12 protein-coding genes are annotated in these 12135 nt (G+C 66.6%); 6 read left to right on the top strand and 6 right to left on the bottom strand.

Annotated elements, in window-relative coordinates; translation table 11 throughout:
- Window positions 1-38: 38 nt before the first annotated feature.
- Window positions 39-788, bottom strand: coding sequence for a phosphatase PAP2 family protein (locus FQU96_RS33810; RefSeq protein ID WP_178130882.1), 750 nt, complete (start codon window positions 786-788; stop codon window positions 39-41).
- A gap of 292 nt (window positions 789-1080) precedes the next feature.
- Entirely contained in the window at window positions 1081-1416 is a 336-nt protein-coding gene (locus FQU96_RS33805) for a hypothetical protein (RefSeq protein ID WP_146545813.1), read from the bottom strand.
- 500 nt (window positions 1417-1916) lie between these two features.
- Between FQU96_RS33805 and FQU96_RS33800 the strand changes: the two genes are divergently transcribed.
- Together FQU96_RS33800 and FQU96_RS33795 are read left to right on the top strand one after the other, a co-directional pair.
- Window positions 1917-2441, top strand: a complete 525-nt coding sequence (locus tag FQU96_RS33800) for a DUF924 family protein (protein ID WP_255468709.1) — start codon at window positions 1917-1919, stop codon at window positions 2439-2441.
- A 260-nt stretch (window positions 2442-2701) separates the two neighbouring features.
- Entirely contained in the window at window positions 2702-3946 is a 1245-nt protein-coding gene (locus FQU96_RS33795) for an adenylate/guanylate cyclase domain-containing protein (RefSeq protein WP_178130880.1), read from the top strand.
- Between the two features lie 213 nt (window positions 3947-4159).
- Here FQU96_RS33795 and FQU96_RS33790 read toward each other — a convergent pair whose 3' ends face one another.
- Both FQU96_RS33790 and FQU96_RS33785 read right to left on the bottom strand, forming a co-directional pair.
- A complete protein-coding gene (locus FQU96_RS33790) occupies window positions 4160-4480 on the bottom strand; it encodes a hypothetical protein (protein WP_146545810.1) in 321 nt (106 codons plus the stop codon).
- Window positions 4480-4707 (bottom strand): hypothetical protein, encoded by a 228-nt coding sequence (locus FQU96_RS33785; protein ID WP_146545809.1) that lies wholly within the window; start codon window positions 4705-4707, stop codon window positions 4480-4482. Before FQU96_RS33785 ends, FQU96_RS33790 begins: the two co-directional genes overlap by 1 nt.
- A gap of 393 nt (window positions 4708-5100) precedes the next feature.
- Here FQU96_RS33785 and FQU96_RS33780 point away from each other — a divergent pair, with 393 nt between their 5' ends.
- Window positions 5101-5850, top strand: coding sequence for a DUF4336 domain-containing protein (locus FQU96_RS33780; RefSeq protein WP_146545808.1), 750 nt, complete (start codon window positions 5101-5103; stop codon window positions 5848-5850).
- A 149-nt stretch (window positions 5851-5999) separates the two neighbouring features.
- On the top strand, window positions 6000-7001 hold the full coding sequence (locus tag FQU96_RS33775) for a hypothetical protein (protein WP_146545807.1): 1002 nt from the start codon (window positions 6000-6002) through the stop codon (window positions 6999-7001).
- Window positions 7002-7048: 47 nt separating this feature from the next.
- On the opposite strand, the gene FQU96_RS33770 is transcribed toward FQU96_RS33775, so the two are convergent.
- On the bottom strand, window positions 7049-8380 hold the full coding sequence (locus FQU96_RS33770) for a hypothetical protein (protein WP_146545806.1): 1332 nt from the start codon (window positions 8378-8380) through the stop codon (window positions 7049-7051).
- Window positions 8381-8621: 241 nt separating this feature from the next.
- The gene (locus FQU96_RS33765; protein WP_146545805.1) at window positions 8622-10334 is read right to left on the bottom strand and encodes an amidohydrolase family protein; all 1713 of its coding nucleotides are present in this window, start codon (window positions 10332-10334) and stop codon (window positions 8622-8624) included.
- A 231-nt stretch (window positions 10335-10565) separates the two neighbouring features.
- On the opposite strand from FQU96_RS33765, the gene FQU96_RS33760 reads away from it, so the two are divergent.
- Window positions 10566-11579 carry a hypothetical protein gene (locus FQU96_RS33760; protein ID WP_146545804.1) on the top strand — a complete coding sequence of 338 codons (1014 nt, stop codon included), beginning with the start codon at window positions 10566-10568 and terminating at the stop codon, window positions 11577-11579.
- Window positions 11580-11635: 56 nt separating this feature from the next.
- The gene (locus tag FQU96_RS33755) at window positions 11636-12100 is read left to right on the top strand and encodes an SRPBCC family protein (RefSeq protein WP_146545803.1); all 465 of its coding nucleotides are present in this window, start codon (window positions 11636-11638) and stop codon (window positions 12098-12100) included.
- The last annotated feature ends 35 nt before the right edge of the window (window positions 12101-12135 follow it).

The following is a 12135-nucleotide window of genomic DNA, read 5'->3' as shown; positions in this document are numbered from 1 at the left end:
GCGTCATGCGATCGGGACGGACGAACGGGGTCACGCCTTCACGTCCGGATCGAAGAAGAGGCATCGCCGCCTTGCTGCGGCTCGATGCGGCCGCGGCGCTGCAGCCACAGCGCCAGCACCCAGCACAGCATCGCCCACGCGGCGCCCAGGCTCCATCCGGCCAGCACGTCGGTGGGCCAGTGCACGCCGACGAACACCCGGCTGCAGCCCACCAGCAGGGTGAGGATCACGGCCACGGCGACGAAGAACGAGCGCACCCGGCGATCGGCCTCGATGCGAGTCAACAGCGCTCCCAGGGTCAGGTAGGTGACGGCCGACAGCATGGTGTGGCCGCTGGGGAAGCTCGCCGACAACTCGATCGGCGCGCCGGGCACCAGGTCAGGCCTGATGCGGCCGAACAGAACCTTCAGGCTGTTGCTGATCGCCAAGCCGCCCAGCACGGCGACCAGCACGAAGAGCGCGGCCTGACGTTTGCGCACCAGCAGCAGGTAGGCGAGCGTGAACAGCACGATCAGGGTCAGCACGGCGACGCCGCCCAAGGCCGTGAGATCGCGCATGACGGTGGGGAGCCAAGCCGGGCCCAGCGCCACGGCCGGATCGTCGGCATGGCGCAGCGCCAGCATCACGGCGCGATCGAAGGCAGCGGTTTCGCCCTCCATCACCTCACCGGCCAGGGCCAGGAAGGCCAGCAGGCCGCCGGCAACGACCAGCAGCGCGATCAACAAGCCCAATTCGGCCTTGAGCAGGCGCCAAGCCGTCGCCGGGCCCGGCGTACGCAGGATGTTCATCCCCGGTTGATGCCGGGGCACGTAGCAGCGGTCAAGCGCAGGGAGGCTGAAAGCCGCGCGGCTGGATTGTCGCACGGTCGTGTATCAGTTTCTTCAGGATCGGGTTGCGCGTTTCCCCAAAAAAGCGACCGCGCGGCGTGGTGACGCCGCGCGGTCCGGTACCCGATGGCGGAGTGGGGTCGAGATAGACAACACCACCGGGCGCCGTTCGCGCCGACTGTTCGTGTTTGTGGTGACCGAAGCCTAGGGGATCAGGCGGCACGGTCCTTATTAAAAGTTCTAAAAAGAACGGTCAGGCGTTCATGGGGCTGCGCCGTGGCGGAATCTCGACGGTGGCGGTGGCCGATCCTTCGCCGTGGACCAGGCACGCCGTCATGTCTTCCATCATCAGCAGCACGCGCTCCATGGCATCCTGCATTTCGCCCGAAACATGGTCGGACCACACCGGGTCGGTGCCGGGAACGGTCTGGCGGCGCAGATTGTCGCGCAAGGTGTCGTTGGCCACTTTCGCCTCGCGCACCGGGTCTGTCGTCTGACCGAACATCGCAGCGTAGAGGTTAGCGACCAGGTATTCGGTGGCCGCCATGCGGATCTCCAGCTTGAACAGGCGTTCTTCCGTCGGGCTCATTGCACGTCCTCTCAAGGGGGCGCAGTGACAATGGTCTTGACGCCGCGAGGCTGCCCGCCGCGTGCTCACATCGGCGCGACCGCGGATTGGTCACAGGGGGAACTCCCGGTCGGCTGGGACGTCATAGATACAGCGACGCAAGCGCTATCGTTGGCGCAGGTGCGGCCTCGCGCGCTAAGAAGCGGCAAGCTTGTGTCGGTGGTCGCCGATTCTGCCGGGCACATCAAGGCAGTATCGCCGCCGAAATGACGTCCCTCCTTCTCCGCAAGGAACGGCAGGGAACATGATTCGGGAATAGGAATCGTCCTTGCGTGTCCGTTCGCCTGAGCGCGCGACCCAACGCGTCGCTCGGGAGTGATGCATGACCGGCTCCGTGACTGTCATTCGTGCGTCGCGAACGATTTTGACCCGCCTGCCCTGGAAAGCTCATGACTGAGCCGCGCAACGCCATCTCCGGCACGCAGACTGCTACCCCGCCACGGCTATCGCCACCCGAAGCGATGATGGTGATCGACTTCTGGTGCGAGGCCGGCCGCGAGCTCTGGTTCGCCAAGGACGCCGACTTCGATCGCAAGTTCCGCGACTACTTCCTGGGCCTGCACGAGGCCGCCGCGCGCGACGAGTGCCGCTTCTGGCTGGCAACGCCCCAGGGCGCGCTGGCACTGGTGCTGCTGCTGGATCAGTTCCCGCGCAACGCCTTCCGCGGCACGCCGCGCATGTACGCCACCGACGCGTTGGCGCGCGCCATGGCCGACACCGCCATCACCGCCGGCCATGACCACGCGGTCGAGGCCATCCTGCAGGCATTCTTCTATCTGCCGTTCGGCCACTCCGAACATCTTGCCGACCAGCAACGTGCCGTCGCCCTCTGCCGCCGTCTCGGCGAGCCCCATGCGACGCACGCGCAGCGCCACCACGACATCGTCCTGCGTTTCGGGCGATTCCCGCACCGCAATCCGATCCTGGGCCGGGCGATGCGGGATGAAGAGCAGCAATATCTGGATGAGGGCGGATATCAGGGATAGGGCCTGATCACACCACGTCGCCGAGCAGGCCTACCACTCGCCGGATATAGCCAGCGTATCACGTCTTTATCTGCCGGTCCGTGGTCTCACGGCCCCACTGACTATCCGTCGCGCGGCTCAGGTCTTTTCAAAGAAAAGCTTATCGCAACGACAACAAGATTCCGGCTTGTGCTGCAAGACGCCAGAGATCATATACGCACCTCTAAAATATGAGTGCTCACACACTTACTGCTGCGTTATCCGGGATGCTTATGTGCACGATGGCAAACTCTCCTTCTCCCGCACTGGTCGATCGCGTGGCGGACTGGCTGCGCGCCCAGGCGCTGAACGATATCGGCCTCGAGGCGGTGGTGCAGGGCAGCTGCGACCGGCTCGCTGCAGCTGGACTGCCGATCGCGCGGGTGAACCTGGTGTTCTCGGTTCTGCATCCGCTCTATCGCGCCATCGGCTTCACGTGGCGGCAAGGACAGACGCTGCAGGCACACGCCTATCCGCACGTGGCGGACGGCGCGCAGCCTGACTATTTCTATGGCACGCCCTATCACCATTTGCTGAAGCACGACGTCGATCATCTGCGCTGGCGGCTCGACAGCGACATGCCCTGCGCGTTCCCGATCCTGAACGACCTGCGCCGCGATGGCTTCAGCGACTATCTCGCCTTCGCACACAGCTTCGCCAAGGCGAAGAGCGAGGGCATGCTGGGGTCGTGGTCGACGGCGCAGACCGGTGGATTCGGCAGCGGCGAAATCGCGGCACTGCTGGCGATCCAGTATCCACTGGCGGTGGCCTGCCGCATGGCGATGCTGGGCGGCGTCGCCAAGAGCGCGCTCAGCACCTATCTCGGCAACAACGCCGGTGCCCGTGTGCTGGCCGGCCAGATCCGCCGCGGCGACGGTGAGACGACCCGCGCCGCCATTGTGTGGGGCGACCTGCGCAACTCCACACGCATGGCCGACCGGCTGGGACGGCAGGCCTACATCGACAACCTCAACGACTTCTTCGATGCCACGGCAGGCGCGGTGGCGGCAGCCGGCGGCGACATCCTGGCCTTCATCGGCGACGGGTTCCTTGGCATCTTTCCCTGCGCGCGCGGCAAGAAGGAATCGCGCATCGCCTGCCAGCGCGCGCTGGGCGCGGCGATGGCCGCGATGGCAGCGATGGGCGAGACCAACCGGCGACGCCAAGCGCAGAACAAGGCGGCGCTGGGCTATGGGCTGGCACTGCATGTCGGCAGCGTGCTGTTCGGCAATGTCGGACTGCCCGAGCGGCTGTCGTTCTCGGTGTTCGGCTCGGCCGTCAACGAGGCGGCGCGGCTGGAGACGCTGACCAAGAAATTCGCCACGCCGATCATCGCCAGCCGGTCGTTCACCGCCGACTGCGGCGGCGCCTGGGAGGCGCTGGGCCGCGAGAGCCTGCGCGGCGTCGAGGCCCCGATCACGGTGTTCAGGCCGGCGCGCATCCCGCCGGCGCAGATCGCGGCGGCGCGGCAACCGCAGGCTGCCTAGTACCGACTGTCGCTAGAGTGTGACTCGGGATCGTCATCCCGAGCGCAGCGAGGGATCTTCTGAAAGTGACGCACGGGTGCGCCTGCATCGAAAGATCCCTCGCTGCGCTCGGGATGACAGCTGTATCAGGGACACGTGATTCCGGGTACTAGCGGCGGCGAACGCACAGCGGCGCGACGCCCCGGCCTGCTCGCATGGCAGGGTCGGTGGCGGCTAGAAAGGCCTCGAGGTCACGCGGGCTTGCCCTGCATCCAGGACGCGTTCGGACTTCGCCGGATAGCGAGTCTCCAGCAGGAGCCACTCCCCGCCCTGGGTTCGCGCGCGTGAGCGCGAGACCACGGTCTGCGCCGGCCGCGGGTTCCCCGTCTGGTACCATTCCAGGACGGCGGCGGTGCCCTTGAGAGGATTGACGCCGGCGATCTTGATCCGCGGCGCCAGGTGTCGCACATGCGCCCTGAAACCAAGTTTGCCGCCAACCGCCCCTCCGGCAAACTCCATGATCGCCTGCGGGGTCAGGACAAAGTGGTTGGCCATCAGGTCACCTGCAGCCCATCGCGGTTGATGCTGACCGTGCGGTCGACCACATTGATCGAGGCGAAAGCGTGCTTGATTTCGATGCCGCCCGGTCCGATCCGGACCGTGGCCTGACCGCATTGGATCGACAGCGTATCGCCATCGCCGAAGCTGATCAGCTCGGCGAGCCGTCGCAGCTTGATATCCGTCGCCGACAGCGGCGTCGTGACGGGACTTGTCTGAGCCATGCGCGTTGCCTCCTGACAGACAAGGCGCTGGCACGATCTGTCGCCGCTTCGTCTTGCTGCAGGTACAGTTTCTGCCGGCAGCGCGCTCAAAACGGAAGCAGGCGCGGGCGGAAGTTGGCGTATTTCAGCGTCTTTTCCTGGAAATCGACGCTGGAAATCGGCCATGCGTCCGGCATGGCACAGTGCGTTAAGGCCTGTGAACGGCGCAGCCGCGCGGCAGTTGCGGCCGCCTAGCATGGCCGATCGATCGGGAGCGCGCCACAACGGTACGAGTTTCGCGACAGAGACGCGTAGGACAAAGAAGATGGCGAAGCTGCGCCCACGCGCGCACCGTCATCGCCGTGCCTTTGAATTCACGGAGACAGGCTTCCATGAGGGAGAGAAAGGCTGCCGATGATCTCTCCGCCTGACGGCACGTACCCGCCGCTCAACACGCTCAAACCGATAGCGGATGATGTGTGGGTCGTTGACGGACCGGTGATCCGCTTCGGGCTGCCGGGGCTGCGCATGGGGTTTCCCACCCGCATGACGGTGATCCGCCTCGCCGACCGCGGCCTGTTCGTCCATTCGCCGACGCCACTGGTCGACCCGCTGCGTACCGAGATCAACCGTATCGGCATGGTGCGCTGGATCGTGGGGCCCAACACCATCCACTACTGGTGGATCCCGCAGTGGCGAACGGCGTTCGCCGATGCCGCGGTCTACCTGGCGCCGGGCATCTGCCGCCGTGCCGGCCGCCACATCGACTTCGACACGCTGCAGCTCGAGGCGGCCGACGGCTATCCATGGGACGACGCCATCGCGACCGTGCCCATGACCGGCAGCATTACGAGCGAGGCCGCGTTCTTCCACCACGCCAGCGCCACGCTGCTGCTGACCGACCTGATCGAAAACTTCGAGCCGCAGCGTCTGCACAGCATCTGGGCGCGCTGGCTGACCCGGCTGGGCGGCGCGCAGGATCCACACGGCAGCATGCCGCGCGACATGCGGTGGACATACCGGCATCATCTGCCGGCGCTCAAGGCGGCGGTGGAACGCATGATCGGCTGGGATCCGGTGCGCATCATCCTGGCGCACGGACGCTGGTACGATCGCGACGGCGCTGCCGAATTGCGCCGCGCGTTCGCGTGGCTGCTTCACTGAAAGTAATGGTGCAAGGCCCGCCTCCCGCGCTGCGGGAGGAATTGGGGCCGGTCCTTTCCGCGCGCACGACGCGAGTTGGAATCGCGAGATTTTTCCTGGATGATGAGGTGAGGTGGCTGGTGTCGCCATCGGCCCTACCGGGAGGTTTCTTGGCGCGTGAAATCGGCCGTAAGCTCCGTCTGACGGCAGCGTTCCTCGGTGTCGCATCACGCAAGGAGCTCGCGCGCGCGTTCCACCGCGTCAATGCCGCCACGGCCTTCGACGTCGACCGCGCACACAAATGGCTGCAAGGCCGCGCCAACCCGCGCGAGCCACAGGTCTACGACGACTGGGCCAAGCTGCTCGACCTGGGACGATCAGCGCAATGGATCGCCGACTGCGACAGCGAGGCCTTCCTCGATGCGATCTGCACCCGTCACGCACGCGATCCCGACGCGCTACGCCGGCAGGTCGATGACGCGGCCGTGCTGCCAAGCCCGCAGGCAGACCGCGGTCCGCCGCTGATCGGCACCTATGCCTGCTACCGCCATGCCCTGTCGCCCTACTTCCGCGGACGGCTGGTGCGCGGTGAAATGACGATTGCCGCCGCACCGGGGCAGTCGCGACTGCCGGCGACGTGGCAGGAAACCCTGGCGACGGGGCGCCGCCTTCGTTTCGAAGGCCATGCGACGCTGAAGCGTGAATTGCATATCGACGTCGACGATACCGCCAGCGACGCGCATACGGTGTTCTGCCTGTTCCCGCCAACGCCGCTGGGCAGCGTGCTGGCAGGATTCATGCTGTGCGCGCCGCTGCTCGGCCCGGAGATCCAGCCCTCGATCACACGCATCGCGATGGTCCGGCTTCCGGCGGCGAGCGCACGGCTGCGGGATATCCCCGGCGTCATGGAACCGCAGGAGTCAGTGGCCGCGGACCTGATGTCGTTCGGCATGCCGATCGCCGAGCCGGCATTGGTCGACCACCGCATCATGGCGTTCCTGGGCGGCGGCCATGGCGGTGGACTCGATCAACTCGACAACGCCGCTTACCGGTCGCTGGCGGAGATCCTGGACCGCAGCTGGCTGCTGTCCGCGGCCGGCACGATCGACCCAACACCCGCCAAGCGGAGCCCGGCGGTGTTTCTGGCCGAACGGCGCGCACGCGGCAGATAGGCGGCGAACACAACGCGCGCGTCCGGTCCGGCACGGACGCGACGACCTCAGGCGACCTGCGGCACCACCGGGGCGGGCACGGCCAGCAGGGGCTTGCCGCGTTGATCAAGCGGTTCCCGGAAGCGCTCCGGCGACCGTGCACGCATGAATTCCACGGCTGGATAGTACTTGCGTCCCTCGTTGCTCGGCCAGGGCCAGAACACCTTCACGGAACTCAGGTCGACGCCGTTCGCCGACAGTCGCAGCATGACCCGGAACATCTCCTCGAAGCCGGCCCGATAGTGGCCGGTCTTGTTCGAGATCACCACCAGCCGTCCCTGGTCGACGGCCCACTCGCCGGCGCCCATCACCGGCAGGCCGCCGAGGAAGGAGGAATGTTGGAAGGACCCGACCACGTGACTGGCGCAATAGAAGTGCCGCTCGACCGAGCAAACCCAGATCGCATGCCCCCGACCGGAGAAGTGGGTGGTCATGCCGCCGGTGTGCACCAGATCGCCGGATTCGGCCCAACGGAACACGCCGCCGACAATGTCGACGCGGTACTCCTCGCGCTCCTCCGGCGAGAGGTAGGTGACGCGCTGCGCCAGGGCCGGGTCGTTCTGGTGCTTCGGCACGAAGCTCTTTTCCAGCCACACCTCGAACGGGCTGGCGCTGTTAGCCTGCTGCCATTGCGTCACGGCACCCTGGAGCGCGTGGATCGGTCGATGTTGCGGGTCGAAGAATTCCGGCCAAGCATACGGATCCAGGATCTTCGTCCGCACGCTCCTGTATTCCTCGGGCCCGAGCAAGGCGTTCACCTTGGCCATCGCCGTCGCCCAGTTGGCGCGCGCCTGATCGGCGGCCTGATGCGGCGGCGCCGGCGGCGCTGCCGGTTGCTGTTGCTGCGTTTTGAACCCCGCCCTGGGCTGCCTGTTCAGAAGCAGTGCATCCAATCCGTCGTTGTATCGACGCTGCTGCATGTTGGGCCGGGCTGATTGCTGCCACACCGGCCGCGGCGGCGCACCGGCCTGATCATTGTACACATGCGGCTGCTGCGGGGCCTGATCATAGTAAAGGTGCGGCTGCTGGGCTTTTTGCTTCCGCTCGGCGGCAAGCCGGTCAAGCTCGGCGCAATGCCGGGTCCATTCCCGCCGAGCCATATCGGCGAGCGCCTTGACTCCTGCCGTCTTCTTGCTGGGAACGTGGCGCTTCTTGTCCACGAAGCGGTTCGCGACATCCATGATCTTCCTGGTGATATCCCGTCGGTCCTCCAGGCGCATGGTCGAGTCGAGGCCTTCGTAGAGGGCCAGCAGCGCGTCCATCTGCTGGATGAGGAGGTTGCTCCTCTTCGCCTTCAGGCCTCCAGACGTGCTCGCCTTGAACTGGGCCAGCGTCATCATGCGCCGATACTCCCCTGGCTGTCCGCGCCCGGCCCCTGCGGCGATGCGCCGGCGCAAACTGACACGCGCTCCTTTGAGCCAAGGTTCGCCGCGGGGGAATATCCGGCGATTGGCAGGCGCTGGATTTCGCTGTCTTTTCCTGGAAGATGGGTGGAAATCGGTTGTCGTGGCGGCGCCGCACAAGCCTACGGTCGCGCGGCCGCAGGCGACACGACCGGTTTCCCGAAGGCGCCTGTTGCGCCTACGACGTGCGGCGCAACAGGCGGCCGGGGCGGGCGCCGGTGTCGGTGCCGCGCTCCTGCGTGATGGCGCCGCCGACGACGACGGCGTCGATGCCCTGGGCCTTCTGCACCAGGCGGCGGGCGCCGCCGGGCAGGTCGCGCTCGACCACCGGCAGCAGCGGCTTCACCGACTTCTCGTCGAACACCACGATGTCGGCGGCCATGCCAGGGCGCAGCAGGCCGCGATCGCGCAGATCCCAGGCCGAGGCGATATCGAACGTCATCTTGCGCACCGCCTGCTCCAGCGTGAAAGCGCCGCGCTGGCGCACCCAGTAGTTCAGCATATGGGTCTGCAGCGAGGAGCCCATCTCCTGCGCCACATGGGCGCCGGAGTCCGAGAACGTGGCGAGCGTGCGCGGATGCTGCAGCAGGCCCAGCACCTCGTCGGGCCGTTCGTTCACCAGCGGCTGCACGAAGACCTGATCTTCATTGGATGCCATCAGGTCGAGCATCGCCTCGACCGGGTGCGTGTTCCGCGTGCGCGCCAGCGCCGCCACCGATGGTTCGTCCCAGTCGACGCCGGTGAGCGCGAAGAGATTGTCGTAGTCGGGCTTGCGCGGGTCGGTGGTGGCCGCGCCACCGCCCTGGAAGACGTTGTCGCGCGGCTTCATGCGCGCCTCGGCCGCCACCAGGTCACGCCTTGTATCGGGGTCGGCGAAGCGCCGTCGCTGTTCAGCGATGGGCAGCGATCGCACCGCCTGCCACGCCGGCAGCACATCGAAAGGCAGATAGGACTTGGGCGAGAAGATCGCGTTGATGGAGCGCGTCGTGGTCTGGCCCCAGACGCGGCCGCCGGCGGCCGCAACATCGTCGAGCCATTCGGTCTGGTATTGCCACGGGTTGGGCGCCTCGCCCTGGCGTGTCGAGATGGTGCCGAACATCACGGGCCGAGCGATGGCGAGCGCAAGTCCGCGCAGCAGGTCGAGGAAGGCACGCTGGCGGGCGCCCGAGGTGGTGTCGGGTGCGATCTGGAAAATGCCGGCGTCTTCTTCGGCCAGCACGGCGGCGATACGCTCGACCTCGCGCCAGTCGGCGATGCGGCTGGCCACCGGCACGTCGCCCGGCGCGGTGTGGGTGGGCGAGCGCGAGGTCGAGAAGCCCATGGCACCCGCAGCCAACGCCTCGCGCACCAGGACGCGCATGCGCTCGATGTCGTCGTCGGTCGCCTTCTCGGTCATGGCGCGGCGGCCCATGACATACATGCGGATCGCCGAGTGACCGATATAGGCACCGTAGTTGATGGCCTTGGGGAAGCTGTCGATGGCGTCGAGATATTGCGGGAAGCTTTCCCAGCGCCAGTCGACGCCGGCCATGATGGCTTCCGTCGGAATGTCCTCGACGGCGGTGAGGCAGCGCGCGAACCACTCACGCTCGTCGGCCTTGCAGGGGGCGAGCGCAAAGCCGCAATTGCCCATCACCACCGACGTGACGCCATGCCAGCACGAGCATGATCCCAGCGGGTCCCACGCCACCTGCGCGTCCATGTGGGTGTGGCCGTCGATAAAGCCCGGCGCGACGATCAGCCCGTCAGCGTCCAGCACACGCTGCGCCGGCGCCTTGATGCGACCGATGCCGACGATGCGATCGCCGGCGACGGCGACATCGGCGCGAAAGCGCGGGCCGCCGGAACCGTCGACCACGGTGCCACCGCGGATGATGAGATCGAGCGTCATGGTGCTTCCTCGTATCTGCCGGTTGGTTTGGTCCGATGATAGGGCCACCCAGGCGGTGTGCAAGGCAGCCGCACGGCAGGGACCTGTTTGGCGGAACGCCACAGGCCTCACCGCGGGCGTGAACCTTCCTCTTCCGACCCCTACCCGCCCTGCGATGCCACGGCGTGTCCCGACACGCCCTGAACCAGGGGCGGCCGGCTTGCCTATTGTGCCGCCGGGCTGGAGGCAGGCATGGGCGATTGCTACGTGATCAGCAACGGCGGACGTTGCTGCTATATCGAATTCGAGTCGGTACGCACCGGCGCCATCAGCACGACGCAGAACTGGCGCCAGCGGCCACCTTTCAACAAGAGCCTGCTGGAGAACATTATCGGCACCTGGTCGCACATCGCGCCGGTGCGCTCGGCCTATGGCGGCGCCAGCATCCCCGGCGGCGGCGCACTCACGGCGACGATTTTCCTGGAGGACCAGAGCCACCGCCAGATCATGCAGCTCGACCGTTTCCCGGCCGTGGGCGAGACCGCCAGCGGCGTGATCATCCGGCCCGACGGCTGGCGCGACAAAATCGTGATTGCCCGCATGGCGCCGCGGGTTAACCCGGCAAAGGCCTGGATCGGCGCCGGGTTCAAGGGCGGCGTGACCGTGGTGGCCGGCGGCAAGGAAGCGCTCATCGGCTCGCTGTGGAACCTGCACACGCCCGATCTCGGCTTCCCGTTCGCGGCAACCGCAAGCCGGTCGGGCCTGGGCCTCGGCGCCAGCGGCGGTGTCGTGCTGTGCCTGGGCTACGGCTTCGACAATCCGCAGGGCGCCTTGGGTATCGGCCTGGGCGGCTGGGACTTCAACCTCAGCCTGGGTGCGCGCTGGTCAGCCTGGCTCAAGAGCCTGCGGCTCGCCAACCCCAAGACTGCCGGCGCCCTCGCGACGTTGATCCGGGCCCTCGTTCAAGTACGCGGCTCGCAGATCAAGAGTCTCGACAGCCTGATGCAGCTGACGTCGCGCTTCGCGCACAACGAGGGCACGATCAACCTGTTCAAGAACCTGGTGGGCCTGAGCAACTTCGACGACCGCATGAAGTGCCTGATCACCTTCGATCTGCCGGCGTCGGGCGGCGTCGAAGTCAGCATCGTCTACACTGACGGCAGTGTGGTGGCGGTCGATGGGCCGTCGGCGGGCAAGTATCTGCAATCGCTGCAATCGCAACCACACGAACCGCACTACGGCGGCGGCAACCGCCCAGCCTATTGATCCGCAGCGCAGGTCTTCCTATAGTAAACCATATGGTTGATCAATAGGAGGACCGCATGACGGACCTGACCCAGGCGCCTGTCGCCACGGCCGAGATGCTGATCCGCAAACCGGTGGCGGAGGTGTTCAACGCCTTCGTCGATCCGGCCGTGACGACGCGCTTCTGGTTCACCAAGAGCAGCGGGCGGCTGGTGGCCGGACGGCCGGTGCAGTGGACCTGGGAGATGTACGGATTTGCGATGACGATCGACGTGACGGCAATCGAGCCGGACAAGCGCATCGTGATCGACGGCTTCGGCGACTCGACAGTGACATGGACGTTCACGCCGCGCGCCGATGGTACGTATGTATCGATCAGCAACAGCGGCTTCCAGGGCGACGGCGATACTCAGGTGAAAACCGCGGTCGGATCGACGGAAGGCTTCGCGTTCGTGCTGGCCGGCGCCAAGGCCTGGCTGGAGCACGGCATCACGCTGAACCTGATCGCGGACAAGTACCCTGACGGACTTGCCAAGACGTGATCATCTCCCGGGAGCGCGGGCCGGACGCACGCGCT

Origin of the sequence: Reyranella sp. CPCC 100927, assembly GCF_007859315.1 — a bacterium.
In the GTDB taxonomy this organism is placed as follows: Bacteria; Pseudomonadota; Alphaproteobacteria; order Reyranellales; family Reyranellaceae; genus Vineibacter.
The sequence above is the reverse complement of the archived record's forward strand: the minus strand, read 5'-3'. Positions and strand labels throughout refer to the sequence as shown.

Coding starts and splice junctions, on each gene's coding strand:
- FQU96_RS33755 (WP_146545803.1), top strand. CDS start 11,636: ATGACGGACCTGACCCAGGCGCCTGTCGCCACGGCCGAGATGCTGATC.
- FQU96_RS33780 (WP_146545808.1), top strand. CDS start 5,101: ATGATCTCTCCGCCTGACGGCACGTACCCGCCGCTCAACACGCTCAAA.
- FQU96_RS33760 (WP_146545804.1), top strand. CDS start 10,566: ATGGGCGATTGCTACGTGATCAGCAACGGCGGACGTTGCTGCTATATC.
- FQU96_RS33785 (WP_146545809.1), bottom strand. CDS start 4,707: ATGGCTCAGACAAGTCCCGTCACGACGCCGCTGTCGGCGACGGATATC.
- FQU96_RS33800 (WP_255468709.1), top strand. CDS start 1,917: ATGATGGTGATCGACTTCTGGTGCGAGGCCGGCCGCGAGCTCTGGTTC.
- FQU96_RS33810 (WP_178130882.1), bottom strand. CDS start 788: ATGAACATCCTGCGTACGCCGGGCCCGGCGACGGCTTGGCGCCTGCTC.
- FQU96_RS33770 (WP_146545806.1), bottom strand. CDS start 8,380: ATGATGACGCTGGCCCAGTTCAAGGCGAGCACGTCTGGAGGCCTGAAG.
- FQU96_RS33765 (WP_146545805.1), bottom strand. CDS start 10,334: ATGACGCTCGATCTCATCATCCGCGGTGGCACCGTGGTCGACGGTTCC.
- FQU96_RS33790 (WP_146545810.1), bottom strand. CDS start 4,480: ATGGCCAACCACTTTGTCCTGACCCCGCAGGCGATCATGGAGTTTGCC.
- FQU96_RS33805 (WP_146545813.1), bottom strand. CDS start 1,416: ATGAGCCCGACGGAAGAACGCCTGTTCAAGCTGGAGATCCGCATGGCG.
- FQU96_RS33795 (WP_178130880.1), top strand. CDS start 2,702: ATGGCAAACTCTCCTTCTCCCGCACTGGTCGATCGCGTGGCGGACTGG.